At 71.1% G+C, this 25,323-nt stretch carries 24 protein-coding genes; 14 read left to right on the top strand and 10 right to left on the bottom strand.

From position 1 onward, the window contains the following. The first annotated feature begins 13 nt into the window (after nt 1–13). The 3 genes from cysC to galT all read left to right on the top strand — a co-directional run bounded on the left by cysC (nt 14) and on the right by galT (nt 3,550). Entirely contained in the window at nt 14–1,543 is a 1,530-nt protein-coding gene (cysC, locus tag BUS84_RS19070) for an adenylyl-sulfate kinase (protein ID WP_074318929.1), read from the top strand. Nucleotides 1,544–1,652: 109 nt separating this feature from the next. Next, nucleotides 1,653–2,477 carry a DeoR/GlpR family DNA-binding transcription regulator gene (locus BUS84_RS19075; protein ID WP_074314384.1) on the top strand — a complete coding sequence of 275 codons (825 nt, stop codon included), beginning with the start codon at nt 1,653–1,655 and terminating at the stop codon, nt 2,475–2,477. Then, nucleotides 2,474–3,550 carry a galactose-1-phosphate uridylyltransferase gene (gene galT / locus BUS84_RS19080; protein WP_074314386.1) on the top strand — a complete coding sequence of 359 codons (1,077 nt, stop codon included), beginning with the start codon at nt 2,474–2,476 and terminating at the stop codon, nt 3,548–3,550. Before BUS84_RS19075 ends, galT begins: the two co-directional genes overlap by 4 nt. Nucleotides 3,551–3,873: 323 nt before the next feature. Here galT and BUS84_RS19085 read toward each other — a convergent pair whose 3' ends face one another. Further along, nucleotides 3,874–5,091 carry an NADP-dependent isocitrate dehydrogenase gene (locus BUS84_RS19085; protein ID WP_074314388.1) on the bottom strand — a complete coding sequence of 406 codons (1,218 nt, stop codon included), beginning with the start codon at nt 5,089–5,091 and terminating at the stop codon, nt 3,874–3,876. 138 nt (nt 5,092–5,229) lie between these two features. On the opposite strand from BUS84_RS19085, the gene BUS84_RS19090 reads away from it, so the two are divergent. Beyond that, nucleotides 5,230–6,027 carry an MBL fold metallo-hydrolase gene (locus tag BUS84_RS19090; protein WP_074314390.1) on the top strand — a complete coding sequence of 266 codons (798 nt, stop codon included), beginning with the start codon at nt 5,230–5,232 and terminating at the stop codon, nt 6,025–6,027. 208 nt (nt 6,028–6,235) lie between these two features. Here the strand turns inward: BUS84_RS19090 and BUS84_RS19095 are convergent, their stop codons facing one another. Both BUS84_RS19095 and BUS84_RS19100 read right to left on the bottom strand, forming a co-directional pair. Beyond that, the gene (locus BUS84_RS19095; protein WP_074314392.1) at nt 6,236–7,186 is read right to left on the bottom strand and encodes a malate dehydrogenase; all 951 of its coding nucleotides are present in this window, start codon (nt 7,184–7,186) and stop codon (nt 6,236–6,238) included. A 152-nt stretch (nt 7,187–7,338) separates the two neighbouring features. Then, nucleotides 7,339–8,199 carry a bifunctional methylenetetrahydrofolate dehydrogenase/methenyltetrahydrofolate cyclohydrolase gene (locus tag BUS84_RS19100; protein ID WP_074314394.1) on the bottom strand — a complete coding sequence of 287 codons (861 nt, stop codon included), beginning with the start codon at nt 8,197–8,199 and terminating at the stop codon, nt 7,339–7,341. 448 nt (nt 8,200–8,647) lie between these two features. On the opposite strand from BUS84_RS19100, the gene BUS84_RS19105 reads away from it, so the two are divergent. From BUS84_RS19105 to BUS84_RS19125, 5 genes are all read left to right on the top strand, one after another. Then, nucleotides 8,648–10,249 carry a peptide ABC transporter substrate-binding protein gene (locus tag BUS84_RS19105; RefSeq protein ID WP_074314396.1) on the top strand — a complete coding sequence of 534 codons (1,602 nt, stop codon included), beginning with the start codon at nt 8,648–8,650 and terminating at the stop codon, nt 10,247–10,249. A gap of 196 nt (nt 10,250–10,445) precedes the next feature. Continuing rightward, nucleotides 10,446–11,384 (top strand): ABC transporter permease, encoded by a 939-nt coding sequence (locus tag BUS84_RS19110; protein ID WP_074314398.1) that lies wholly within the window; start codon nt 10,446–10,448, stop codon nt 11,382–11,384. After that, entirely contained in the window at nt 11,377–12,333 is a 957-nt protein-coding gene (locus tag BUS84_RS19115) for an ABC transporter permease (protein WP_074314400.1), read from the top strand. Before BUS84_RS19110 ends, BUS84_RS19115 begins: the two co-directional genes overlap by 8 nt. Before the next feature lie 7 nt (nt 12,334–12,340). Further along, nucleotides 12,341–13,378, top strand: a complete 1,038-nt coding sequence (locus BUS84_RS19120; protein WP_074314402.1) for an ABC transporter ATP-binding protein — start codon at nt 12,341–12,343, stop codon at nt 13,376–13,378. After that, complete coding sequence (locus tag BUS84_RS19125) at nt 13,362–14,399, top strand: ABC transporter ATP-binding protein (RefSeq protein ID WP_074314404.1); 1,038 nt, start codon at nt 13,362–13,364, stop codon at nt 14,397–14,399. Before BUS84_RS19120 ends, BUS84_RS19125 begins: the two co-directional genes overlap by 17 nt. 134 nt (nt 14,400–14,533) lie before the next feature. Here BUS84_RS19125 and purH read toward each other — a convergent pair whose 3' ends face one another. Beyond that, the gene (purH, locus tag BUS84_RS19130) at nt 14,534–16,105 is read right to left on the bottom strand and encodes a bifunctional phosphoribosylaminoimidazolecarboxamide formyltransferase/IMP cyclohydrolase (RefSeq protein ID WP_074314406.1); all 1,572 of its coding nucleotides are present in this window, start codon (nt 16,103–16,105) and stop codon (nt 14,534–14,536) included. Further along, the gene (gene purN / locus BUS84_RS19135) at nt 16,102–16,722 is read right to left on the bottom strand and encodes a phosphoribosylglycinamide formyltransferase (protein ID WP_074314408.1); all 621 of its coding nucleotides are present in this window, start codon (nt 16,720–16,722) and stop codon (nt 16,102–16,104) included. Before purN ends, purH begins: the two co-directional genes overlap by 4 nt. Nucleotides 16,723–16,901: 179 nt before the next feature. Between purN and BUS84_RS19140 the strand changes: the two genes are divergently transcribed. Further along, a complete protein-coding gene (locus BUS84_RS19140) occupies nt 16,902–17,201 on the top strand; it encodes a CD225/dispanin family protein (protein ID WP_074318930.1) in 300 nt (99 codons plus the stop codon). Between the two features lie 26 nt (nt 17,202–17,227). Next, a complete protein-coding gene (locus BUS84_RS19145; RefSeq protein WP_074314410.1) occupies nt 17,228–17,785 on the top strand; it encodes a DUF4190 domain-containing protein in 558 nt (185 codons plus the stop codon). Nucleotides 17,786–17,854: 69 nt separating this feature from the next. Here the strand turns inward: BUS84_RS19145 and BUS84_RS19150 are convergent, their stop codons facing one another. Continuing rightward, nucleotides 17,855–19,144 carry a cell division protein PerM gene (locus BUS84_RS19150; RefSeq protein WP_074314412.1) on the bottom strand — a complete coding sequence of 430 codons (1,290 nt, stop codon included), beginning with the start codon at nt 19,142–19,144 and terminating at the stop codon, nt 17,855–17,857. 202 nt (nt 19,145–19,346) lie between these two features. Between BUS84_RS19150 and BUS84_RS19155 the strand changes: the two genes are divergently transcribed. Beyond that, on the top strand, nt 19,347–19,613 hold the full coding sequence (locus tag BUS84_RS19155; protein WP_074314414.1) for a hypothetical protein: 267 nt from the start codon (nt 19,347–19,349) through the stop codon (nt 19,611–19,613). A 9-nt stretch (nt 19,614–19,622) separates the two neighbouring features. On the opposite strand, the gene BUS84_RS19160 is transcribed toward BUS84_RS19155, so the two are convergent. The 4 genes from BUS84_RS19160 to icmB all read right to left on the bottom strand — a co-directional run bounded on the left by BUS84_RS19160 (nt 19,623) and on the right by icmB (nt 23,105). After that, nucleotides 19,623–20,108 (bottom strand): GNAT family N-acetyltransferase, encoded by a 486-nt coding sequence (locus tag BUS84_RS19160; RefSeq protein WP_074314416.1) that lies wholly within the window; start codon nt 20,106–20,108, stop codon nt 19,623–19,625. A gap of 91 nt (nt 20,109–20,199) precedes the next feature. Beyond that, on the bottom strand, nt 20,200–21,087 hold the full coding sequence (gene sucD, locus BUS84_RS19165; RefSeq protein ID WP_074314418.1) for a succinate--CoA ligase subunit alpha: 888 nt from the start codon (nt 21,085–21,087) through the stop codon (nt 20,200–20,202). 2 nt (nt 21,088–21,089) lie between these two features. Beyond that, nucleotides 21,090–22,268, bottom strand: a complete 1,179-nt coding sequence (gene sucC / locus BUS84_RS19170; RefSeq protein ID WP_074314420.1) for an ADP-forming succinate--CoA ligase subunit beta — start codon at nt 22,266–22,268, stop codon at nt 21,090–21,092. A gap of 432 nt (nt 22,269–22,700) precedes the next feature. Continuing rightward, entirely contained in the window at nt 22,701–23,105 is a 405-nt protein-coding gene (gene icmB / locus BUS84_RS19175; protein ID WP_074314422.1) for a coenzyme B12-dependent isobutyryl CoA mutase small subunit, read from the bottom strand. A 445-nt stretch (nt 23,106–23,550) separates the two neighbouring features. Between icmB and BUS84_RS19180 the strand changes: the two genes are divergently transcribed. Next, complete coding sequence (locus BUS84_RS19180; protein WP_074314424.1) at nt 23,551–24,258, top strand: M23 family metallopeptidase; 708 nt, start codon at nt 23,551–23,553, stop codon at nt 24,256–24,258. Between the two features lie 274 nt (nt 24,259–24,532). Continuing rightward, nucleotides 24,533–25,300: a M23 family metallopeptidase gene (locus BUS84_RS19185; protein WP_074314426.1), complete on the top strand. Its 768-nt coding sequence runs from the start codon at nt 24,533–24,535 to the stop codon at nt 25,298–25,300. Nucleotides 25,301–25,323 lie beyond the last annotated feature (23 nt).

The following is a 25,323-nucleotide window of genomic DNA, read 5'->3' on the forward strand; positions in this document are numbered from 1 at the left end:
GTGGGGGGTGTGGATGAGCAACGGCTGGGTGCTGCCCGACGAGGTGCTCCGGGACGCGCCGGCGTACACGCCGCGTCCCGGTGAGCTCGCGGATCTTGAGCTGCTGCTGACCGGCGCGTACGCCCCCCTCACCGGCTTCATGACCCGCGCCGACCTGGTCTCCGTCAGCCGGCGGGGCCGGCTGGCCGACGGCACGCCGTGGCAGGTCGCGGTGACCCTCCAGCTGCCCGCCGCGCTGGCCCAGGGCTTCGATCCGCGCGACCCGGCCCGCCGGGCGCTGGTGCTGACCGACGGCGAGGGCGCGCCGGTGGCCGCCCTGGACGTGGCGGACGTCTGGCCGGTACGCGAGGGCGTGGCCGGGGTGGGCGGCCAGGTCTGGCGGCTGGGTGACGGTGGCCACGGCCCGTTCCAGCGGTTGCGCCGCAGCCCGGAGGAGGTCCGCGCGCTGCTGCCGCCGGGCCGGGTGCTCGGGGTGATCGCCGACCGGCCGCTGCACCGGCCACAGCTTGCCCAGATCGCGCACGCCGCGCGCACCCTTGCCGCGCACCTGCTGGTGATGATTCCGGTCGGTGAGGGTGGCGTCGCCGGGCTCCCGCCGGAGGCTCTGGTGCGGAGCATCTTCGCCGCCCGGGACCGGATGCCGCCGGCCACCCTGGTCGCGGTGCCACTGTCGCACCGGCGGGAGGAGATCGCCGACGCGCTGCTGCGCGCCAGGGTCTCCGCCGCGTACGGGGTCACCCACCTGCTTTCCACCGGGGAGATGCTCTCCGGAGCCGGGCTGCGGGTGCTGGTGCCGCGCGAGCTGGCGTACGACAACCGGGACGGGCAGTGGCGCTGGCGGGAGGACATCCCCCCGCGCAACCGCCGTCTCGCGCTGACCCAGGAGGAGATCGACGACCTGCTGGACCGGGGCTTCCCGCTGCCGGAGTGGCACACCCCGCCGGCGGTGGCGAAGGAGCTGGCCCGGGCCCGGCCGCCGCGCCGGCACCGGGGCCTCGTGGTCTTCCTGACCGGCCTCTCCGGCTCCGGCAAGTCGACCATCGCCCGGGGTCTGGCGGACGTGTTACGCGAGAGCGGCGACCGGACGGTGACCCTGCTCGACGGGGACGTGGTGCGCCGGGAACTCTCCGCCGGGTTGGGCTTCAGCAAGACCGACCGGGATCTCAACATCCGGCGGATCGGCTGGGTGGCGGCCGAGATCGCCCGGCACCACGGCGTGGGCATCTGCTGCCCGATCGCCCCGTACGCGGCGGGCCGCGCCACCGCTCGGGAGATGGCCCTGGCCGCGGGGGCCGGTTTCGTGCTGGTGCACGTCGCCACCCCACTCGAGGTGTGCGAGCAACGGGACCGCAAGGGCCTATACGCGCGTGCCCGGGCCGGCCTGCTCACCGGGATGACCGGCATCGACGACCCCTACGAGGAGCCGGCGGACGCCGACCTGGTGGTGGACACCACCGACCTGAGCGTGCCGGAGGCGGTGCAGGCCGTGCTGCACCACCTGACCGAGACCGGCTGGGTGGAGATCAAAACTCCGTCCGCCTGAGGCGGCGCCCACCCCGTTCCTTCCACCGCTGCCGGCTACGCGCTAGTGTTCATCTTTGTTGGAACACGTTTGACCGCGTGAGAGTACGTGGACCCGGGAGGCACGGCGGATGCTCGCTCAGCAGCGGCAGGCGGCCATCCTGGAGCGGGTCCGGTCGACGGGCGGCGTCCGGGTGACCGAGCTGGCAATCGAGTTCGGCGTCTCCGACATGACCATCCGGCGGGACCTGGAGGCGCTGCACGAGCGCGGCCTGCTGGCCAAGGTGCACGGTGGCGCCACGGCGGCCGGCCCGAGCTCGACCGACGAGCCGGGCTTCCACGCCAAGTCGGTCCGCCAGCTGCCCGAGAAGGCCGCCATCGCGGACCGGGCCGCCCAGCTGGTCCGGCCGGGTGCCGCGGTCGCGCTCTCCGCCGGCACCACCACCGCCGAGCTCGCCCGAAGGCTGGTCGACGTGCCCGGCCTGACCGTCGTGACCAACTCGCTGCCGGTGGCCGAGATCCTGCACGCCGGCGGTCGGCCGGACCAGACGGTGGTGCTCACCGGGGGCGTACGCACGCCCTCGGATGCCCTGGTCGGCCCGCTCGCAGTCGGCGCCGTCCGGACGCTGCACCTGGATCTGCTCTTCCTCGGGACGCACGGCATCAGCGAGCGGGCCGGCTTCACCACCCCGAACCTGATGGAGGCGGAGACCGACCGGGCACTGGTCGCGGCCGCGGACCGGCTGGTGGTGCTGGCCGACCACACCAAGTGGGGCACGGTGGGCATCTCCTCGATCGTCGAGCTGGCCGCGGCGCACGTGCTGGTGAGCGACGACCGGTTGCCTCCGCCCGCGCGACGGGTACTCGAGGAACAGGTGGGCGAATTGATCATTGTGAACCTGACGGGGGCGGGCCGCATGACGCGCACGCCGACGAGTGAGGGGACGGCGCAGTGAAGCGCACCGCGATCGACCTGGCCGACGGCCGGGAGCTGATCTACTTCGACGAGCGCGACGACGCCGTCCGCGACCAGCCGGACCGCCGGGACCTTCCGCCGCCGCCCCCCGCGTCCCAACTGCGCTACGACCCGCTGACCGACGAATGGGTGGCGGTCGCCGTGCACCGGCAGACCCGCACCTTCCTCCCGCCGGCGAACGAGTGCCCGCTCGACCCGTCGGTGGGCGACCGCCTGACCGAGATCCCCGCCCCCGACTACGACGTGGTGGTCTTCGAGAACCGCTTCCCGTCGCTGAGCGGCCGGGTGGCCGACGAGCCCGGGGAGATCACCCCGCTCACGCCGGTCCGGCCAGGCCTCGGCCGGTGCGAGGTCGTCTGCTTCACCTCGGACCACAACGCCTCCTTCGCGAGCCTCCCCCCGCGCCGGGTCCGCACCGTGCTGGACGCGCTCGCCGACCGGACCGAGGTGCTCGGCGAACTGCCCGGCGTGGAGCAGGTGTTCTGCTTCGAGAACCGGGGCGTCGAGATCGGTGTCACCCTGCACCACCCGCACGGGCAGATCTACGCGTACCCCTTCGTGACGCCGCGCACCCGGGCGCTGCTGGCCGCGGCACGCCGGCACGCCGAGCGGACCGGCGGGGGCAACCTCTACGCCGACATGCTGGCCGCCGAACGCGCCGCGGGCGACCGGGTGGTGGCCGAGAACGAGCACTGGACGGCGTTCGTGCCGGCGGCGGCCCGCTGGCCGTTCGAGGTGCACGTGGCGCCGCGCCGCGTCGTGCCGGACATCCCGGCGCTCAGCGACAGCGAGCGGGATGCCTTCGGGCCGCTCTACCTGGACCTGCTGCGCCGCTTCGACGGGCTGTTCGACATGCCGATGCCGTATATCGCGGCGTGGCACCAGGCGCCGGTGCGGATCGACCGCGAGCTGGGCCACCTGCACCTTCAGCTGTTCAGCATCCGGCGCGCCAAGGACAAGTTGAAGTACCTGGCGGGCTCCGAGTCCGGGATGGGCGTCTTCATCAACGACATCTCCCCTGAACGCGCCGCCGACCTCCTGCGCGCCGCCTGAGACAGGCCCTCCTGCGCGCCGCCTGAGTCAGGCTTCCTGCGCGCCGCCTGAAAGCGGCCGGAGAACAGGGCGCGGGGGGCCCGGGACTGGGCCCCCCGCAGGGAAGGGACGGCTGGCTGTGCACGACACAGCCGGGAAGGCTGGCTGATCGGCACGCATGCCGCGGGTCGACCGCGGTCAACCTTCCTGGACGCGACTGGCATCTCGTCCACCCTGGTCAACGAGGCGCGCCGGCCGGGGTGACGCGGGCGGTGTGTCGACCGCGGACACGCCGGAGCCCGCCGGCGGGTGCCGACGGGCTCCGTTGAAGCGGTACGCCTGGATCAGGCGGCGATCTTGCGCGCCAGGTTCTCGTCGAGCGCGTTCATGAACTCGTCGGTGGTCAGCCACGGGGCGTCGCGCGAGATGAGCAGCGAGAGGTCCTTGGTCATCTGGCCGCCCTCGACCGTGTCGACGATGACCTGCTCCAGGGTGTTGGCGAACTCGGTCACCGCCGGCGTGCCGTCCAGCTTGCCCCGGTGGGCCAGGCCCCGGGTCCAGGCGTAGATCGACGCGATCGGGTTGGTCGAGGTCTTCTCGCCCTTCTGCCACTGCCGGTAGTGCCGGGTGACCGTGCCGTGCGCGGCCTCGGCCTCGACGGTACGACCATCCGGGGAGAGCAGGACCGAGGTCATCAGACCCAGCGAGCCGAAGCCCTGCGCGACGGTGTCCGACTGCACGTCACCGTCGTAGTTCTTGCAGGCCCAGACGTAGCCGCCCTCCCACTTGAGCGCGGCGGCGACCATGTCGTCGATCAGCCGGTGCTCGTAGGTGATGCCGGCGGCGTCGAACTCGGCCTTGAACTCGTTCTCGAACACCTCGGCGAAGATGTCCTTGAACCGGCCGTCGTACGCCTTGAGGATGGTGTTCTTGGTGGACAGGTAGACCGGGTAGTTGCGGTCCAGGCCGTACCGGAACGAGGCCCGGGCGAAGTCCCGGATCGACTCGTCGTAGTTGTACATGCCCATGGCGATGCCGCCGCCGGGGAAGTTGGCGACCTCCATCTCCATGGGCGCGCCGCCGTCGGCCGGGGTGTAGGTGATGGTCACCGTGCCCGGGCCGGGGACGACGAAGTCGGTGGCCTTGTACTGGTCACCGTGGGCGTGCCGGCCGATGATGATCGGCTTGGTCCAGCCGGGGACCAGCCGCGGCACGTTGGACATGATGATCGGCTCGCGGAAGACGACGCCGCCGAGGATGTTGCGGATGGTGCCGTTGGGCGACCGCCACATCTTCTTCAGGCCGAACTCCTCGACCCGGGCCTCGTCCGGGGTGATGGTCGCGCACTTGACGCCGACGCCGTGCTCCTTGATGGCGTTGGCGGCGTCGACGGTGACCTGGTCGTCGGTCTCGTCGCGGTGCTGGATCGACAGGTCGTAGTAGTGCAGGTCGACGTCGAGGTAGGGCAGGATCAGCTGCTCCCGGATCTGCTTCCAGATGATCCGGGTCATCTCGTCGCCGTCGAGCTCCACGACCGGGTTGTTTACCTTGATCTTCGCCATCGGCCGGCGCTCCTCTCGGGGGACACGTGCTCAAGCAGTACGAGCGTACTGGAAACAGGCCGGCAGCCCCCAGCCGGCCTCGGCCGGCCGGTGGAAACCGGGCTGCACGGCGCGGAAATCTCCTGACATCATCGCCCGATGCCACTGAGCCGCACCCTCGGGTCTATCACGGTCACCGCCCTCACCGACGGGGAGGGTCCCTTCTTCCAGCCCCGGACGGAGGCGTTTCCGCACGCCACGGCGGCGCACTGGCGGGAGGCCGACCGGCGCGACCCCACCTCGGTGACCGCCGACGGGCAGTGGTGGCTGCCGTTTCGCAGCTTCGCCATCCGCACCGGCGACGGGCCGGTGACCCTGGTCGACGCCGGGATCGGCCCGGCCGACGCGCCCGCCGCGAGCTGGGCGCCCGTACCCGGTCGACTGCCCACCGAGCTGGCCGCCGCCGGCATCGACCCGGCCGACGTCGACACGGTCGTGCTGACGCACCTGCACAGCGACCACATCGGGTGGGCGGTGACCGGTACGCCGGGGCGGCCGTACTTCCCGAACGCGAGCTACCTGGTGCAGCGCGCCGAGCTGGACGCCGCCGAGACGCTCAATCCAGGGCTGCCGGCCGGCCTGGTCGCGCCGTTGCGCGCCGCCGGCCAGCTCCGGGTCGTGGACGGCGAGACGACCCTCACCCCGGCGGTACGCCTGCTGCCCACCCCGGGGCACACCCCGGGCCACCAGTCGGTGCTCCTGACGGCTGCCGACGAGCGGATGCTGTTCACCGGCGACCTGCTGGTGCACGCCGTGCAACTGGTCGACCCCGTCCTGTCGTACGCCCACGAGGAGGACCCCGACGCGGCCCGCCGTTCCCGCACCACCCTGCTCAAGGCCCTCTCCCCCGCCACCCTGGCCACCCCCCACCTGGGCACCCCCTTCACCCCCGCCTAACCCCCACCCCCGCCGGCCTCCCGCCCCCGCCCCCCGCCCCCGACCCCGCCGTCGATCATGAAGTTATTGCTCCGACACGCCGGGTGGGCCGGCAACAACTTCATGATCGACGGGCTGAGGGTGGGCCGAAGGCCGGGTGGGTGGGTGGGAGATGCGAAGGGGCGCGCCGGCACAGCCGGGCGCGCCCCTTCGGGGTTGTCTGGTGCGGTCACATGTTCGCGACGTCGCCCTGCTTGGCGCGGACGGCCTCGGCGGCCGCCAGGAGGCTGGCCCGCTCGTCGGCGTCCAGGTCGGTCTCGACGACCCGCTTGACGCCCTCGGCGCCGATCTCGGCCTCGACACCCAGGTAGACGCCGGAAATGCCGTACTCGCCGTCGACCCAGGCACAGACCGGCATGACCTCGCCGGAGTCCTCGGCGACGGCCTTCGCCATCCGGGCCGCCGCGGCGGACGGGGCGTAGTACGCCGAACCGGTCTTAAGCAGCGCGACCACCTCGGCGCCACCGTTGCGGGTCTTGACGACCAGCTCCTCGATCTGCGCGGCCGGCATCGCCTCGCGCAGCGGCTTGCCGTTGACCGTGCTCTTCGACGGCACCGGGACCATGGTGTCGCCGTGCGAGCCCAGGGTCAGCGTGCGGACCGACGCCACCGGCACGTTCAGCGCCTCGGCGACGAAGTTGCTGAACCGGGCGGTGTCCAGCATGCCGGCCTGGCCGAGCACCCGGTTCTTCGGGAACTGGGTGGCGAGCTGCGCCAGCGCGGTCATCTCGTCCAGCGGGTTGGAGACCACGATGACGACGGCGTTCGGGGCGTACTTGGCGACGTTCTCGGCGACCTGCCGCACGATCTTGGCGTTGGTCTCCAGCAGGTCCATCCGGCTCATGCCCGGCTTGCGCGGCAGGCCAGCGGTGATCACCACGACGTCGGAGCCCTCGATGGACTCGTAGCCCTCGCCGTTCGGGCCGGTGGTCACGCCGACCACCTTGGTCTCGAAGCCCTCGATGGCCCGCGACTGGTTGAGGTCGAGTGCGAGACCCGCGGGCTTGCCCTCCACGATGTCGGTGATCACTACGGTGTCGAAGACGTCGTACTCGGCCAGGCGCTGTGCGGTGGTGGAGCCGTAGAAGCCAGCCCCGACGACAGTGACCTTCTTACCCATGGTCGTCCCACTCCCTGATACCAGTCGGTTTTCCGGACCGTATCAGTCATCCTGGCACCGATCAGGCCAGGGGCGGACGGTTACGGCCTCGTCGGGTCAGGAAGGGCCCCTTCACATGCACCAGGCGTTAACAAGGTGCCCTTCCTTACACGTCAGCCGCGTTCGGCGCGCTCGACGACGTTGCTGAGCAGCATGGCCCGGGTCATCGGCCCGACGCCGCCGGGCATCGGGACCAGCGCGCCGGCCGTCTCGGCCACGCCCGGGTCCACGTCGCCGGTGTAGCGGCCCTTGCCGTCCGGGCCGATCACCCGGGTGATGCCGACGTCCACCACCACCGCCCCGGGCTTGATCATGTCGGCGGTGAGCAGGCCCGGTACGCCGGCCGCGACGATGACGATGTCGGCGGCCCGGGTGTGCGAGGCGAGGTCGAGCGTGCCGGTGTGGCACAAGGTGACGGTGGCGTTCTCACTGCGCCGGGTGAGCAGCAGGCCGAGCGGGCGGCCGACGGTGTTGCCCCGGCCGACCACGGCGACGGTGGCGCCGCGCAGCGCCACGTCGTGCCGGCGGAGCAGCTCCACGATGCCGCGCGGTGTGCAGGGCAGCGGACCGTCGTAGCCGAGGACGAGCCGGCCGAGGTTGACCGGGTGCAGGCCGTCGGCGTCCTTGGCCGGGTCGATCAGTTCCAGGACCCGTTGGGTGTCCAGGTGGGCCGGCAGCGGCAGCTGGACGATGTAGCCGTGGCACGCCGGGTCGGCGTTCAGCTCGGCCAGCACGTCGTCGACCTGCTGCTGGGTGGCGTCGGCAGGCAGCTCCCGGCGGATCGAGGCGATGCCCACCTCGGCGCAGTCCCGGTGCTTGCCGTTGACGTACGCCTGGCTGCCCGGGTCCGCCCCGACCAGGACCGTGCCCAGCCCGGGAGTGATGCCACGCTCCGCGAGCGCCTTCACCCGTATCCGCAGCTCGTCCTTGATTTCCGCCGCGGTCGCCTTGCCGTCCAGAAGCGTTGCCGTCACGACCAAATCGTCTCACGGCTGCGGCCCACCGTTCGGACGACCTGGATCGGGCCGGCTGCCGAGATCTCCGCCACCCGCTGGTTGTAACGAAGTGTGACGTGTTGCTCATCACTCTCAGTGACGATTTGTGGAGCCGGTCACCACCGAACGAGACAAGCCGGTAGCGCGGGACAGGGACCGGGCGTCCGCCCCACAGCAGCCGAGTCGCGCCGACACGGCCACATCAGGTACCGGAACGGGCCGGACAATGCGCACGTCAGGGCGGTTGAACCTCGTTGGGATTAGCAGGTCCCCGAGCGCTCGGCAAGGAAGGACACCCCGGACCGTTATGCAGCCGCAACCGCGTCGTTGTCGAAGCCAGTCAGCCGACCTACCGTTACCGCTTGTTGCGCAGCGTAAACCCCAGCGTCGGGCCTGACTGCGCAGCGTGAGGAGATGAGGAGGCTCAATGCGAGTTCGTAGACTCGCCGCCTGGACCGCCCTCCCGCTCGCGGTGACGCTGGGCCTCGCGGCCTGCGGCAGCGGCGGAGACGGTGGATCCGGTAGCGGTGGCAGTTCAGCTGTCAGCATCCAGATCGCGGAACCGAAGCACCTGGTTCCCACCAACACCACCGAGACGTCCGGTGCGCAGGTCCTTACCGGCCTGTTCGCCCCGCTCGTGGACTACGACGCCCAGAACAAGCCGTACGAGGTCGCGGCCGAGTCCGTGACGTCGTCGGACAACAAGGTCTGGACGGTCAAGCTCAAGGACGGCTTCACCTTCCACAACGGTGAGAAGGTCACGTCCGAGGACTACGTCAACGCCTGGAACTACGGCGCGTACGCCCCCAACGGGCAGGACAGCAACTACTTCTTCGAGAAGATCGCTGGCTACCCGGACCTGCAGGGCAAGGCGCCGAAGGCGAAGGAGATGTCCGGTCTGAAGAAGGTCGACGACCTGACCTTCCAGGTGACGCTCTCCGAGCCGTACATCGACTTCCGGACGATGCTCGGCTACACGGCGTTCTACCCGATGCCGGATGCCGCGTTCTCCGCCCCGGGCGTGCTCAAGGACTCCTACGAGCAGGCGCCGATCGGGCAGGGCCCCTTCAAGATGAAGGGCACCTGGCAGCACGACAGCAAGATCGATGTCGAGCGGTACGACGCCTACCCGGGCGAGAAGCCCAAGGTGAAGGACATCGAGTTCCGGATCTACCAGCAGCTCACCGCGGCCTACGCGGACGTCCTGGCGGACAACCTGGACGTGCTGCCCACGATCCCGACCGAGAGCCTGAGCACCGCTCCGACCGACCTGGGTGACCGGTACAAGACCAGCCCCATGTCGTCGTTCCAGTTCCTGGCGTTCCCGACGTTCGACAAGGACTTCAGCAAGCCGGACGTGCGCAAGGCCATCTCGATGGCGATCGACCGGGACGAGATCACCAAGTCGGTCTTCAAGGGTTCGCAGCAGTCGGCCCGCTCGTTCGTCTCGCCGGTGCTGCCGGGCTACCGGGACAACAGCGCTGGTGCGGCCGGGGAGTTCAACCCGACCGAGGCCAAGAAGCTCTACCAGGCCGCCGGCGGCCCGTCGAAGATCGTCATCTCCTACAACGGGGACGGCGGCCACAAGGACTGGGTCGACGCCACGGTCAACCAGCTGAAGGCCAACCTGGGTGTCGACGTCGTCGGCTCGGCCGAGCCGAAGTTCGCCGACCTGCTGACCAAGGTCGAGAAGAAGCAGCCGGTGGGCATGTTCCGGATGGGTTGGGTCATGGACTACCCGACCATGGAGGACTACCTCGGCCCGCTGTACAGCACCAACGGCTCGTCGAACTACTACGGCTACAGCAACCCGGAGTTCGACAGGCTCGTCAAGGAGGGTTCCGCCGCCAAGACGCAGGACGAGGCGATCGCCAAGTACCAGCAGGCGGAGGACATCCTGGCCAAGGACATGCCGGTGATCCCGCTCCGCTTCGGCGAGAACGTGTTCGGCCACTCGTCCAAGGTCAAGAACGTCCAGATGGACCTGTTCCAGCGGGTCAACCTGGTCAAGATCGAAGCGGCCAGCTGAGCTGACCATGGTGCGGGCCACCCGGGCGATGACGCCCGGGTGGCCCGGACCGCGCTCCGCGGGACCGGACCACCGGAACCGACGTCGGTAGCGCCGGCCTTCCCCGGGCCGGACGGCAGATAGACCGGATATTTCGGGTACGACCAGAGATGCCGTCCTGCGACCCTTTCGCACATTTCCGGAGAGACTGCTAAGCATGTTCCGCTACATCTTGCGGCGCCTACTGCAGATGGTCCTGGCGTTCTTCGGGACCACCCTGATCGTCTACGCGCTGATGTTCGCCGGCCAGGGCGACCCCATCCAGGCCCTCGCCGGCGAGCGGCCGGTGACCGAAGCCCAGCGGGCCTACCTGACCGAGAAGTACCACCTGGACGCCACCGGCGTCGGAGGCTTCTTCTACCGCTACTTCGACTACGTCAAGAGCCTGCTCCAGGGTGACCTCGGCCAGTCGCTGACCGGCCGCCAGATCGGCGACATCCTGCAGGGGGCCTGGCCGGTCACCGTGAAGCTGGCGCTCATCGCGCTCGCCGTGGCGGTCATCTTCGGAGTCACCGCCGGCGTGGTGGCCGGCATCCGCCGGGCCAGCATCTTCGACAACTCGACGCTGGTGCTGACCCTGCTGGTGCTGGGCATCCCGACCATCGTGCTGGCGCCGCTCGCGCAGTACTTCCTGGGCGTCAAGTGGCAGCTCTTCCCGCCGACCGCCGGCTCCGAGCCGACGTTCTACGCGCTGCTGCTGCCGGGCATCGTGCTCGGCTCGCTGTCGCTGGCCACCGCGCTGCGGCTGACCCGCACCTCGGTGGCGGAGAACCTGCGCGCCGACTACGTACGGACCGCCCGGTCCAAGGGCCTGGTCAAGCGCCGCATCGTCACCGTGCACGTGCTGCGGAACTCACTCATCCCGGTGATCACCTTCCTCGGTGTGGAGCTGGGCAACCTGATGAGCGGCGCGATCATCACCGAGGGCGTCTTCAACATCCCCGGCGTGGGCTTCAACCTCTTCCGCGGCATCCGCACCGAGGACGGCCCCCTGGTGGTGGGCATCGTCAGCGTGCTCGTCGTGGTCTACCTGGTCTCGAACCTGGTGGTGGACGTCCTGTACGCCGTACTCGACCCGAGGATCCGCTATGAGTGACTTTGAAACTGTGGCGGCCACCGAGAACCAGGCCGCACGGCGTGGCCCCTCGGGCGAGCCGGGCACGCCGAACCAGATCGGCGCGCCGAACAAGGCGCGCAGCCTGGCCGGGGACGCCTGGCGCGACCTGCGCCGCAACCCGATCTTCTGGATCTCGCTGGCGCTGGTCGTCGTGTTCACCCTGATGGCCCTGGCCCCCGGGGCGTTCACCGCCAACAGCCCGAACGACTGCCTGCTCTCCCGGCAGCACGCCGGACCGTCCGGAGGGGCCATCTTCGGGTACGACTTCCAGGGCTGCGACACGTACTCCCGGGCCGTCTACGGCACCCGGGCCTCGCTGCTGGTCGGCGCGCTCTCCGCGCTCGGCACCGGGGTCATCGCGCTGGTGGTCGGCATGCTGGCCGGCTACTTCGGCCGCTGGGTCGACGCGGTGCTCTCCCGGGTGATCGACGTGGTGCTCGGAATCCCGCTGCTGCTGGCCGCGATCGTGCTGCTCAAGCGGGTGTCCAGCGACAGCGTGAACGCCCGGATCGCCGCGGTGATCTTCGTGCTGGCCATACTGGGCTGGACCACGGCCGCCCGGGTCGTGCGCTCCTCCGTGATCACCGCCAAGGAGCAGGACTACGTGGCGGCGGCCCGGATGCTCGGCGCCGGCCACGGCCGGATCATGTGGCGGCACATCCTGCCGAACTCGCTGGCCCCGGCCATCGTCGTGCTGACCATCGCGCTCGGCTCCTTCATCGCCGCCGAGGCGACGCTCTCGTTCCTGGGCATCGGCCTGAAGGCGCCGACCATCTCGTGGGGCCAGGACATCGACACCGGCCGGATCCACATGCGGGAGGCGGCCACGCCGCTGATCGTCCCGTCGGCCTTCCTCGCGCTGACCGTGCTGGCGTTCATCATGCTCGGCGACGCGATCCGTGACGCCTTCGACCCGAAGCTGCGGTGAACCTCTCATGACGCACTCCACCGTCCAACCCACGCCCGCCTCCGCCACTCCGGAGGGCGGCCACCTGCTGGAGCTCCGGGACCTGCACGTCGAGTTCCGGACCAACGAGGGTGTGGCCCGGGTGATCAACGGCGTGTCGTACCACCTGGACGCCGGGGAGACTCTCGCAGTGCTCGGCGAATCCGGTTCCGGCAAGTCGGTCACCGCGCAGGCGATCATGGGCATCCTAGACACGCCGCCCGCGGTCATCCGCTCCGGCCAGATCCTCTACCAGGGTCAGGACCTGCTCACCCGCTCCGAGGAGCAGCGCCGGCAGGTGCGCGGCAAGGAGATCGCGATGATCTTCCAGGACGCGCTCTCCGCGTTGAACCCGGTGTTCCCGGTCGGCTGGCAGATCGGCGAGACGCTGCGCCAGCGCGCCGGCATGTCACGCGGTGACGCCCGCCGGCGGGCCATCGAGCTGATGGACCTCGTCAAGATCCCGGGTGCCGCGAAGCGGATCGGCGACTACCCGCACCAGTTCTCCGGAGGTATGCGGCAGCGGGTCATGATCGCCATGGCGCTGGCGCTGGACCCGAAGGTGCTGATCGCCGACGAGCCCACCACGGCGCTCGACGTCACCGTGCAGGCCCAGATCATGGACCTGCTGGCCGACCTGCGCCGGGACCTGAACATGGCGATGATCCTGATCACCCACGACCTGGGCGTGGTCGCTGGCGTCGCGGACCGGATCGCGGTCATGTACGCCGGCCGGATCGTCGAGCACGCCGACGTCCGCTCGCTGTACAAGGCGCCGGCCCACCCGTACACCAAGGGGTTGCTGGAGTCGATCCCGCGGATGGACGTCCGCGGCCAGGAGCTTTCGACGATCAAGGGGCTCCCGCCGAACCTGATGCGGATCCCCTCCGGCTGCACGTTCCACCCCCGGTGCCCGTACGTGCAGCAGGTCTGCGTGGACGTGGTGCCGCACGACCTGGTCCTCGGCGACGGCCGGACCAGCGCTTGCCACTTCGCGCAGGAGGTCCGTGATGACAGCGCCCGCTAGCTCCACCAAGGTCCGGGGCGAGACCATCCTCTCCGTCGACAACCTGGTCAAGCACTTCCCGATCAGTCAGGGCGTGTTGTTCCAGCGGCAGATCGGAGCGGTCAAGGCCGTCGACGGCGTGAGCTTCGAGCTGCGCCGCGGTGAGACGCTGGGCGTGGTCGGTGAGTCCGGCTGCGGGAAATCGACCCTCGCCCGGCTGCTGATGCGGCTGGAGACGCCCACCTCCGGGCGGGCCACCCTCGAGGGCAAGGACCTGTTCAAGGCGTCCGGGGCCGAGCTGCGCCGGCTGCGGCGCAACATGCAGATGGTCATGCAGGACCCGTACACCTCGCTGAACCCGCGGATGACCGTCGGCGACATCATCGGCGAGCCGTTCGAGATCCACCGCGACGCCGCGCCGAAGGGCAGCCGGGGTCGACGGGTCCAGGAGCTGCTGGATGTGGTCGGGCTCAACCCGGAGCACATCAACCGGTACCCGCACCAGTTCTCCGGCGGCCAGCGTCAGCGCATCGGCATCGCCCGGGCGCTCGCGCTGCGGCCCGAGGTGATCGTCTGCGACGAGCCGGTGTCGGCCCTGGACGTCTCCATCCAGGCCCAGGTGATCAACCTGCTGGAGCAGCTCCAGGACGAGTTCGGGCTCTCGTACATCTTCATCGCGCACGACCTGTCGGTGGTGCGGCACATCGCCGACCGGGTCGCGGTGATGTACCTCGGCCGGATCGTCGAGATCGGCACCGAGGACGAGATCTACGAGCGGGCCACCCACCCGTACACCCAGGCGCTGCTCTCGGCGGTGCCGGTTCCGGACCCGGAGGCACGCGAGCAGCGCAACATGATCCGGCTCGTCGGCGATGTGCCCAGCCCGGCCGACCCGCCGAGCGGCTGCCACTTCCGGACCCGCTGCTGGAAGGCCCAGGACATCTGCGCCATCGAGGATCCGCAGACCGTGCCCCGCGCCGCGGACCCGCACCCGTCGGCCTGCCACTTCGCCGAACTCCGCCCGGCCGCCCCGACCCTCTGACCCACCCTCCCCGCCCCACGCCCCCCACGCCGTCGATCTAGGGCTTATCGCTGCTGTTCGAGATCAACGAGCGACAACATTCCCTAGATCGGCACGGGCGTGGGGTGGGGTGGCACGGGCGGGGGTGGGGTGGGTTAGTGGAAGAAGTGGCGGGTGCCGGTCAGGTACATGGTGACGCCGGCTTCCTTGCAGGCGGCGATGACCTCTTCGTCGCGGATCGAGCCGCCGGGCTGGACGATCGCCCGGACGCCCGCCTCGATGAGGATCTTCGGGCCGTCGGCGAAGGGGAAGAACGCGTCTGAGGCACAGACCGAGCCGCGGGCCCGCTCGGCGCCGGCCCGGTCGACCGCCAACCGCGCCGAGTCGACCCGGTTGACCTGTCCCATGCCGACCCCGACGGTGGCGCCGTCGCGGGCGAGCAGGATCGCGTTGCTCTTCACCGCGCGGACCGCCCGCCAGGCGAACGCGAGGTCGCGCAGCAGGTCCTCGTCCGCCGCCTCGCCGGTCGCCAGCCGCCACCTCGCCGGGTCGTCGCCGGGGGCGTCCACCCGGTCGGCGACCTGGGTCAGCACGCCACCGGTCACCGGCCGCCACTCGACCTTCGCCGGGTTCCAGGCCGGCGCGCGCAGCAGCCGGATGTTCTTCTTGCCCTGCAACACCTCCACCGCACCCGCGTCGAAGCCGGGGGCGACCACCACCTCGGTGAAGATGTCGGCCACCTGCCGGGCCAGCTCGACCGAGACCGGCCGGTTGACCGCGATCACCCCGCCGTACGCCGACACCGGGTCGCAGGCGTGCGCCTTGCGGTGCGCCTCGGCCACGTCCGCGCCCACCGCGATGCCGCAGGGGTTGGCGTGCTTGATGATCGCGACGGCCGGCTGGTCGGCGAAGTCGTTCGCGGCCCGCCAGGCGGCGTCCGCGTCGACGTAGTTGTTGTAGGACATCTCCTTGCCGTGCAACTGCTCGGCCTGGGCGAGCCCCGCCGGCGCGTCCGGGTCGGTGTAGAGCGCGGCCGGCTGGTGCGGGTTCTCGCCGTAGCGCAGCACGGCCGACTTGCGCAGCGCCTGCCCGGTGAACGCCGGCCACCCGTCGTCGGCCGGTGCCAGCTCCTGGGCGCACCACTGGGCCACCGCCACGTCGTACTCGGCGATGTCGGCGAACGCCCGGGCGGCCAGCGCGCGGCGCTGGGCCAGGGTGAACCCGCCCTCGCCGAGCGCGGCGCGCAGCGCCGGGTACTCGGCGGGGTCGGTGAGCACGGCGACCGAGGCGTGGTTCTTGGCGGCGGCCCGCACCATGGCCGGGCCGCCGATGTCGATCTGCTCCACGCACTCCTCGACGCCGGCGCCGGAGGCGACGGTCGCCTGGAACGGGTAGAGGTTGGAGACCAGCAGGTCGAACGCGGCCACTCCCAGCTCGTCGAGCTGCGCGACGTGCGTGTCCTTGCGCAGGTCGGCGAGGAGACCGGCGTGCACCTTCGGGTGCAGGGTCTTGACCCGGCCGTCGAGCACCTCGGGGAAGCCGGTCACCGTCTCCACCGGCGTCACCGGCACCCCGGCGGCGGCGATGGCGCCCGCCGTGCTGCCGGTGGACACGATCTCCACGCCGGCCGCGTGCAGGGCCTGGGCCAGCTCGACCAACCCGGTCTTGTCGTAGACGCTGACCAGCGCCCGCCTGATCGGGCGGCGCCCGTCCTGAGTGGAACTCACGGAACCGTGACCTTCCTTCCGGTGATGGTCCAGCCTTCGCGGACCAGACGGCCGACCTGCTCGACGAGCTGGCGCCGCTCGGCTTCCTTGATGCGCTCGGTGAGCGTCTCCACGTCGTCCCCGTCGAGGACCGGAACCGCGACCTGCGCCACGATCGGCCCGGTGTCCATGCCGGCGTCGACGAAGAAGAGCGTGGCCCCGGTGAGCTTCACGCCGTAGGCGAGAGCGTCGCGCGGGCCGTGGATGCCGGGGAACGCCGGCAGCAGGGTGTTGTGCGTGTTCAGGTAGCGGTCACCGAAGGCGGCGAGGAAGTGCGGGCCGACCAGCTTGAGGAACCCGGCGGAGATGACCAGGTCGGGTTGGTGCTTCGCGACGTGCGCGGTGAGCGCCCGGTCCCAGTCCTCCCGGGTGTCGTGGTCGCGGACCCGCTCGACGAACGTCGGCACCCCGGCGGCCTCGGCCCGGTCCAGGCCCGCGATGCCGTCACGGTCCGCGCCGACCGCGACGACCTGTGCGCCGTACGCGGGGTCGGCGGCGGCGTCCAGCAGCGCCTGCAGGTTGCTTCCGGAGCCGGAGACGAGGACGACGATGCGGGCGGCGGACGCGGGCTCGGTCACCGGACCACCCTATCGGGCAGGTCAGGACGCCCTTCGGCTGGGCGGCGCGCCGATCTTTGACAGTGCCGACGGGCATCGACCCGGTACGCTGCCGGTCGCTCGGGCTGGACACCGTGCCGGCCCGCACCCCCGTCACTGATCCGGCACGCCAGCCGTGTCGTTGGAATGAGGAGCACCCCGTGCAGCCCGGTTATCACCCCCAGCAGCAGCCGCCACCGATCAACAACAACATGACGATGTCGATCGTCGCCATCTTCCTCTTCTGGCCGCTGGCCATCCCGGCGATCATCAATGCGTCGAAGGTCAATCCGCTGCTCCAGCAGGGCGACTACGCCGGGGCCCAGGCGGCCGCCGCGGAGTCGCGGAAGTGGTCGAAGTGGGCCCTGATCGTGGGCATCGCGTGGTATGCCATCTTTTTGGTGTGCTGTGCTTTGGGCGGTCTGGGCGCGATCATGAGTAGCGACAACAACAGCTACTGACGGAACCAGTCCAAGGAGCTTCTCGAATGCAGCCCGGTAACCCCGGTCAGGACCCGTACGGCCAGCAGCCCAATCAGGACCCGACCGCCCCCCAGCCGCCGCACGACCCGTACGCCCCGCCGCCGGCCGCCCCGTACGGCCAGCAGCCGCAGAACCCGTACGGCCAGCAGCCGACCTCCGGCCAGCCGTACGGCCAGCAGCCCACCTCGGGGCAGCCGTACGGCCAGCAGCCGCCGTACCAGGACCCGTACGGTCAGCAGCAGCAGCCGCCGTACGGCGCGCCGACGTATCCGAACGCCGGCTACCCGCAGCAGCAGGGGCAGAACAACACCCTCGGCCTGGTGTCGATGATTCTCGGCATCGCGTCGATCCCGCTGGTCTGCTGCCTCTACCTGGGCATCCCGCTCGGCATCGCGGGCGTGGTGACCGGTTACCTGGCCCGGCAGAAGGTCGCCCAGGGCCAGGCCAGCAACGCGGGGCAGGCCAAGGCCGGCCTGATCTGCGGCGCGGTCGGTGTCGGGCTGGGCATCCTGCTGCTCATCCTGAGCGTCGTGGCGCAGGTCAGCCTGCCGACCCAGCCCTGACGAATCCGGTTCTGACGGGGCGCTCCGGATTCGTCCGGGGCGCCCCGCGGTCGTACCGGTGGCTTGTGGTCACTGAGCAGGGGCTCGGGTGAGCGCGCGGGTGGCGGCGGCACCGAGCAGCGCGCCAACCGCGATGACACCGGCCGCCACGAGCCCGACCTGCCAGGCCACCGGCCCGAGCTGCGCCAGCCGGCCGGCGCCGAGCGGGCCGCCGGAGATCGCGGCGGCCACCCCGACCAGCACGCCGGCCACCGGCCCGGCCAGCGCCGCCGGTGCCAGCAGCTCGGCCCAGCGCCGCGGGGCGCGCTCCGGCCCGGCGATCCGGGCGACCCGGCGCGCGAGCAGCCAGCCGGCGACCATCCCGACCAGCACCGGCACCGCGAGCAGCAGGGCGCCGAGGCCGTCCACCGGGCCGCGCGGCAGGCCGGCGAGCAGCGGTACGGCCGGCAGGGCGCCGACCGACACTTCACTGGTACGGACCGCGGTGTCGGTGCCGACCGCGAAGCCCGGCCCGAGCAGGTAGCTGGTCGACCAGATCGCGGCGTTCGGCGCGTACGCCACGCTGACCAGGGTGATCCCGGCCTGCCCGGCCACCCCGGTCCGGTACGCCCCGATCATGTCCGCCGCGTCCCCACCGCCGGTGGCCACGGCCAGGCCGGCCGCGCCGGCACCCGCCCCGAGCAGCAGCAGCACAGCCACCAGCCCGGTGCGCACGCCGTCGCGCAGCGGACCCGGCATCCGGGCGACCAGCAGCCGGGTGACGGCGGTGATCCGGGTCGCGCCGACCAGCGCGGCGAGCGTGCCGACCACCGCGAACGTGGCTGCCGCCCGGACCGGGGACACGTCCGGCCCACCGGCGCCGACCAGCACCGCCGCCAGGGCGCCGAGCAGCGCGTACGCCATGCCGACCGTGCCCGCGGCGAGCAGCGCCCGGCGTGGTGAGCGGGTGTCGCGGGCACCGATCGCGCGGCTGACGTGCACGCCGGCTCGGGTCAGCCGCCAGAGTGCGAGCACGGTCAGGGCCAGCGGGGCGAGCGCGAACGGGCCGGACTCGGTGCGCAGCGGCACGCCGTGCCCGAGGATCCAGCCGGCCAGCGCGGTGCGCAGGGTGCCGCTCAGCGTCGCCGATTCCGCGCTGAGCTGGACCAGGCCGAGCACGATGGCGACCGGCAGGTACGAGGTGAGTGCGGCCCAGCCGGCGGCCACCCCGGCGGCGACGGGCAGTGGCGCGCGCCCGCGCGGCGACCCGCCGGCGCGGGGCGCGGGCACCCGCCGGGCCGGCACGGCACGGTCGACGGGCCGGTTGTCGGCGCTCACACCGCCGGCACGGCTGGGATGGTCAGGGGTGACGGGGGACATCCGCTCTACTCTGGCACGTCGCGGGTGCGGGAGCAGTCCGTTAAGCCGCCCCGAAGGACGGCGAGTTGACCGAATCGGGCTTCGGGACGCCCGGCCCGGTCTAGCCTCGGCCACAGAGGGGTCGGCTGTCGCCGCCGGCCGGGTCGGGGCCGCCGGTCGCGGTCCAGGTCGGCCCACCGCCCAGGACCGTCCGGAGGACGCCGTGACGAGCGCATACCCGCCGCCCCCGCCACCGCCGGCGAGGGGACGCGACCGGACCACGCTCTGGGGCGTGCTGGGCATCGTGCTGGGCCTGATCTGCTGCGGCATCCTCGGCATCCTCTTCGGCTACCTGTCCATCCGCGACGCCCGGCGGTACGGCCAGTCGCCGGTCCTGGGTTACCTCGCCATCGCGTTCGGCGTGCTCAACATCATCGGCGGAGCGATCCTGCGCCTCACCGGCAACTACCCGTTCTGGAACAACGACTGAGCGGGCTGGTCAGCTGACGAGTCGCCGCTCGTACCGCAGGCCGGGTCGTCGGTCGACCTGGATCTCCCCCGTCACGGCGAACCCGGTGCGCGCCAGCACCGCCTGGGACGCCGGATTGTCGAGGGTGGTCACCGCGGTGAGGCTGGCGAGCCGGTAGTCGTCGGCGGCCAGGCGGCACACGGCCTCGACGGCGGCGGTCGCCACGCCTCGGCCGGCGGCCCGCTCGCCGATCCGGTAGCCGAGTTCGGCCGTCCCGTCCGTGACGTCCACCAGGTTGACCCGGCCGACCAGGTCACCCGACTCGGCCAGGACGACATGGAAGTGGCACAGCCCGGCCTCCTGCTCGGCCAGCAACGCCCGGTGCCGGTCGGCGAACCCGGTGAAGTACGCGTCGCCCCGATCCGGCACGGACCGCGCGAAGTAGGTCCGGTTCTCCCGCTCGAAGGCCAGCAGAGCGGCCGCGTGTTGGGCCCGGAGCGGTTCCACCGTCAGCATGTCGGCAGCATACGGCGCACGGCCGCCGGTGGTACGACGCGAAGGGGGCCGACCAGAACCGGTCGACCCCCTTCGGTGTTGCCTGGTCCGCTCAGCTGCCGGACATGATCTCGCGCATCAGGCGGGCGGTCTCGGTCGGCGTCTTGCCAACCTTGACTCCGACCGCCTCCAGCGCCGCCTGCTTCGCCTCGGCGGTGCCGGCCGAGCCGGAGATGATCGCCCCGGCGTGGCCCATGGTCTTGCCGGGAGGCGCGGTGAAGCCGGCGATGTAGCCGACCACCGGCTTGGTGACGTGCGCCTTGATGAACTCGGCGGCCCGCTCCTCGGCGTCGCCGCCGATCTCACCGATCATGACGATGGCGTCGGTCTCCGGGTCGGCCTCGAACGCCTTCAGGGCGTCGATGTGGGTGGTCCCGATGATCGGGTCGCCACCGATGCCGACACAGGTGGAGAAGCCGATGTCGCGCAGCTCGTACATCATCTGGTAGGTCAGCGTGCCGCTCTTGCTGACCAGACCGATCCGGCCCGAGCCGGTGATGTCGGCCGGGATGATGCCGGCGTTGGACGCGCCCGGCGAGGCGATGCCCGGGCAGTTCGGCCCGATGATCCGGGTCCGCTCGCCCTGCGCCAGGTTGTACGCCCAGAACGCGGCGGTGTCGTGCACCGGCACACCCTCGGTGATCACCACGGCCAGGGGGATCGCGGCGTCGATCGCCTCGACCACGGCGGCCTTGGTGAACTGCGGCGGCACGAAGATGACCGTGACGTCGGCCCCGGTCTCGGCCATGGCGTCCGCCACGGACGCGAAGACCGGCAGCTCGGTACCGTCGAAGTCGACCTTCTGGCCCGCCTTGCGCGGGTTGACGCCACCGACGACGTTCGTGCCGGCGGCGAGCATCCGCCGGGTGTGCTTGGAGCCCTCGGAACCGGTCATCCCCTGGACGATGACCTTCGAGTCCTTGGTCAGCCAGATAGCCATGATCAGACCCCCGCAGCTGCCAGCTCGGCGGCCCGCTCGGCCGCTCCGTCCATCGTGTCCACCCGCTGCACGAGCGGGTTGTTCGCGCCGTCCAGGATCGCCCGGCCGGCCTCGGCGTTGTTGCCGTCGAGGCGGACGACGAGCGGCTTGGTGACCTGCTCGCCGCGCTGCTCCAGCAGGGCCAGCGCCTGGATGATGCCGTTGGCGACCTCGTCGCAGGCGGTGATGCCGCCGAAGACGTTGACGAAGACGCTCTTCACGGCCGGGTCGGAGAGCACGATCTCCAGCCCGTTGGCCATCACCGCGGCGCTCGCGCCGCCGCCGATGTCGAGGAAGTTGGCCGGCTTGACGTTGCCGTGCCGCTCACCGGCGTACGCGACCACGTCGAGGGTCGACATGACCAGACCCGCGCCGTTGCCGATGATGCCGACCTCGCCGTCGAGCTTGACGTAGTTGAGGTCCTTCTCCTTGGCGGCCTGCTCCAGCGGGTCCACCGAGGCCTGGTCGACCAGGGCCTCGTGGTCCGGGTGCCGGAACGCGGCGTTCTCGTCCAGGGTGATCTTCGCGTCGAGCAGAAGCATCCGCCCGTCGCCGTTCTTGGCCAGCGGGTTCACCTCGACCAGGGTGGCGTCCTCGGCGACGAACGCCTGCCACAGGCCGACGGCCACCTCGACCACCTGGTCGGCGACCTCGGCCGGGAAGCCGGCGGCGGAAACGATCTCCCGCGCCTTGGCCTCGTCGACGCCGACGTTCGCGTCGATCGGGGCCTTGACCACGCGATCCGGGGTCTCGGCGGCAACCTGCTCGATGTCCATACCGCCGGCGACGCTGGCGATGCAGAGGAAGGTGCGGTTCGCCCGATCGAGCAGGTACGAGAAGTAGTACTCCTCGGCCACGTCCGCGGTCACCGTGATCATGACCTTGTGGACGGTGTGGCCCTTGATGTCCATGCCGAGGATGTCGGTGGCCCTGGCCACCGCCTCATCCGGGCCCTCAGCCAGCTTGACGCCGCCGGCCTTGCCTCGGCCGCCGACCTTCACCTGCGCCTTGACGACCACCCGACCGCCGAGGCGTTCGGCGATCGCGCGGGCCTCCTCCGGGGTAGTGGCGACGCCGCCGGCAAGCACGGGCAAGCCGTGCCGCTCGAACAGGTCCCGCCCCTGGTACTCGTACAGGTCCACGATTGCGCGTCCCGTCCCGTCTCCGCGGCGCGCCGTCGCGCCGCCACCAGCGTTCAGAAAACAGTTTGACGCCTGTCATCACTTGACACAGGCCATTGGCCGCAGCCTAGCGAGGTGGGCACGACCGGCGACCGAGCGGGTGCACGGTGTGCGGTAATGCACAACCGGGCGTCGGACAGGGCCGGTTTCCGGCACGGCGCGGGCGGCGTCAGCCGTCCGGGCGATGTTGCCGGGGGTGCGTAACCCGCCCGTCGGGGCGTCGTTGAGTCAGGTGTCGGAGCGCTGAACAGCGCGATGACGGGAGACGGCCGATGCCCTGTCGGTCGAGGGGTGGCGGCGGGGCATCGTGCATAGAGGGGCCGGACGTGTGAGGGGTGCGTCCGGCCCCTCCCCCGTGCCCGGACCCCGTCCGACGACCCGTTCCAGCGCGCCTCAGGCGACCGGCTGCGCGACGTTCTGCCGGACCCACTCGACGATCGACTGGGTGGTGGCGCCCGGCGTGAAGATCTTGGCGACGCCCAGCTTCTCCAGCTCGGGGATGTCGCCGTTGGGGATGATGCCGCCACCGAAGACGACGATGTCCCGCGCGTCGCGCTCGCCGAGCAGTTCCAGCACCCGACGAAAGAGCGTCATGTGCGCGCCGGAGAGGACGGAGAGACCGACGGCGTCCGCGTCCTCCTGGATGGCGGTCTCCACGATCTGCTCGGGAGTCTGGTGCAGGCCGGTGTAGACGACCTCCATCCCAGCGTCCCGCAGGGCCCGCGCGACCACCTTGGCGCCCCGGTCGTGGCCGTCCAGACCTGGTTTGGCGACGACGACCCGAATACGAGAGCTCATCAGCGCACACCTTTCACCGGCTCCACGGCCTTCACCTGAACGAACGGTAACCCGGCCGACCGGGCCCGGAAAATCCGGGCCGGGAAACTCGAGCGGCGCCGCGCGCCACCGGGCACGGTCACCGCGGGTACGGGTGGTCAGGCGGCAGGACTCCGGCGGTCCTCGCCGTCAAGCCGGACGACTCCGCCGGATCGGTCACTGTCGGCGACGAACGGGCAGTAACGAGGGCACCGATTGATGTCACGAGGCGTGACAATCATGGGCGCAAACGGACAGATCGACACGCCAATTCGGCGGTCTGGCTTGTGACTCGCCTGGTGGTTGGCTAACGTGTCCACGGTTGTCATCAGGTCCAAGGACGGGTGACGACGCGGTCAGCAGACGTTCACCACAGCTTCGCGAACGTCCACCGGCCGCCTCGGAACCCCGACAACGGAGGGTGTGCGTGCGCCAGCGCCTGTCGTCTGAGCCCGATAGATATCGCGGTCGTCGCCGCGTACCCACCCCCCCGCGTAGCCGTTACGCCGCGGTCGTCACCACCGCCTTCGTCGGAGCCGGCCTCGTCGCGCTCGGCGCCAGCGCCCTGCCGGACGCCAAGGACGTCAGCCCGTCGGTGCTCGACGAGCTCAAGCAGGCGTCGGTAACCAGCCAGGACGCCGCGGCCCGTGGGGACAACGCCGACCGCGCCTCCCGGGCAGACCGGGGCAGGGACGCGGCCGAGCCCGAGGTCTGGATGCTCCCGCTCCAGGGTTACGACTTCAACTCTCCCTACGGGGTGCGCTGGGGCAAGCTGCACACCGGCGTGGACCTGGTCGTCCCCGAGGGCACGCCGTACGTGGCGATCCACGACGGGCTGGTCACCAAGGCCGGCTGGTCCGGTGGGTACGGCTACGCGGTGATCGTGCAGCACGCTGACGGCAGCGAGGCCATCTACGGCCACTCCTCCGCGCTGAGCGTCAAGGAGGGGCAGCAGATCAAGGCGGGCGATCAGCTCGGCCTGGTCGGCCAGACGGGCCACGCCTACGGCACCCACCTGCACCTTGAGATCCATGTCAAGGGCCAGCCGATCGACCCCGTGCCGTTCCTCCAGGAGCGCGGAGTGGACATCAAGCTGCAAGTCGAGGCAATCTACAGCGAGGTAGCCGCGTCCTGACGCTGCGTGCCGACCGTTGACCGCCCGAATCTGTTGATCCGGGCGGTTTTTCGTCGCTCCGGCGGGGTGAATGTCTGCTGGATCACAGCACGGACTGTGGCCGACGCCACTCACGAACAAGAGCAGTTTTCCGGATGGATCACAGCGGAGTGGGTCATATCCGGACAGGCGGCACCCGACGCATCGGCCGGCAGCCCGGTCCCCGTACCCGTCCCGGCTCGGCCCGACACCAGTATTTCGAGGTCAAGTGCCCCCTCGACTGTGAAGGTCCGCCGTGCAGGAAGACAGCCCCGTCCAGAACGAGAACACCCCCGACACCGCCGCCGAGCGACCGCAGCGTGCCGGCCGGCGGAACCGCCTCATCGTGCTCAGCGCGGCCGCCTTGGTAGCCCTCGGCCTGGGCGGTGTCGCCGTCGCCACCACCGGCGCGGACCGGCCGGCGCCCGCCGCCGTCTCCCTGGACGCGCAGTCCCGGGCCGAGGCCGCCAGCCGGGCGGACCGCTCCGCCCGCGAGTCCAGCGCGCCGGTCTCCCCCTCGGCCATCCCGACCGCGAGCCCGACGGCGACCGGCGCCAGCCCGACGCCGACGAAGACGGCCACCGCGAAGCCGAAGCCCAAGCCGAAGAAGACCACCAAGCCCACCCCGGCCTGGGTCGACCCGATGCCGGGCGCCGCGGTCACCTCCTGCTACGGCCAGCGCTGGGGCACCCTGCACGCCGGCATCGACCTGGCGCTGCCCTCCGGCACACCGATCCACGCCGCGGCCACTGGCACGGTCGTCCAGGCCGGCGACGCCGCCGACGGGTACGGCAACTCCGTCTTTGTCGACCACGGCAACGGTTACCTGACCCACTACGCCCACCAGAGCCGCATCGCGGTGACCGTCGGCCAGAAGGTGAAGGCAGGCCAGGTGATCGGCTACGAGGGCGCCACCGGCGACGCCACGGGCCCGCACCTGCACTTCGAGGTGCACCAGGGCATGTGGAACCAGATCGACCCGGCGCCGTTCATGCGGGCGCGCAGCGTCGACCTGGGCTGCTGAGGCTCGCTGCACGCAGCTTCAGA

This window comes from Micromonospora cremea (assembly GCF_900143515.1).
GTDB lineage: Bacteria > Actinomycetota > Actinomycetes > Mycobacteriales > Micromonosporaceae > Micromonospora > Micromonospora cremea.

What these genes read in the sequence shown, in the direction of transcription:
- BUS84_RS19090 (WP_074314390.1), top strand. Translation starts at nt 5,230, where the DNA reads ATGCCACTGAGCCGCACCCTCGGGTCTATCACGGTCACCGCCCTCACC.
- BUS84_RS19095 (WP_074314392.1), bottom strand. Translation starts at nt 7,186, where the DNA reads ATGGGTAAGAAGGTCACTGTCGTCGGGGCTGGCTTCTACGGCTCCACC.
- BUS84_RS19160 (WP_074314416.1), bottom strand. Translation starts at nt 20,108, where the DNA reads ATGCTGACGGTGGAACCGCTCCGGGCCCAACACGCGGCCGCTCTGCTG.
- BUS84_RS19120 (WP_074314402.1), top strand. Translation starts at nt 12,341, where the DNA reads ATGACGCACTCCACCGTCCAACCCACGCCCGCCTCCGCCACTCCGGAG.
- BUS84_RS19110 (WP_074314398.1), top strand. Translation starts at nt 10,446, where the DNA reads ATGTTCCGCTACATCTTGCGGCGCCTACTGCAGATGGTCCTGGCGTTC.
- icmB (WP_074314422.1), bottom strand. Translation starts at nt 23,105, where the DNA reads ATGAGCTCTCGTATTCGGGTCGTCGTCGCCAAACCAGGTCTGGACGGC.
- BUS84_RS19145 (WP_074314410.1), top strand. Translation starts at nt 17,228, where the DNA reads ATGCAGCCCGGTAACCCCGGTCAGGACCCGTACGGCCAGCAGCCCAAT.
- BUS84_RS19115 (WP_074314400.1), top strand. Translation starts at nt 11,377, where the DNA reads ATGAGTGACTTTGAAACTGTGGCGGCCACCGAGAACCAGGCCGCACGG.
- BUS84_RS19085 (WP_074314388.1), bottom strand. Translation starts at nt 5,091, where the DNA reads ATGGCGAAGATCAAGGTAAACAACCCGGTCGTGGAGCTCGACGGCGAC.
- BUS84_RS19150 (WP_074314412.1), bottom strand. Translation starts at nt 19,144, where the DNA reads ATGTCCCCCGTCACCCCTGACCATCCCAGCCGTGCCGGCGGTGTGAGC.
- BUS84_RS19105 (WP_074314396.1), top strand. Translation starts at nt 8,648, where the DNA reads ATGCGAGTTCGTAGACTCGCCGCCTGGACCGCCCTCCCGCTCGCGGTG.
- sucD (WP_074314418.1), bottom strand. Translation starts at nt 21,087, where the DNA reads ATGGCTATCTGGCTGACCAAGGACTCGAAGGTCATCGTCCAGGGGATG.
- BUS84_RS19125 (WP_074314404.1), top strand. Translation starts at nt 13,362, where the DNA reads ATGACAGCGCCCGCTAGCTCCACCAAGGTCCGGGGCGAGACCATCCTC.
- BUS84_RS19075 (WP_074314384.1), top strand. Translation starts at nt 1,653, where the DNA reads ATGCTCGCTCAGCAGCGGCAGGCGGCCATCCTGGAGCGGGTCCGGTCG.
- cysC (WP_074318929.1), top strand. Translation starts at nt 14, where the DNA reads ATGAGCAACGGCTGGGTGCTGCCCGACGAGGTGCTCCGGGACGCGCCG.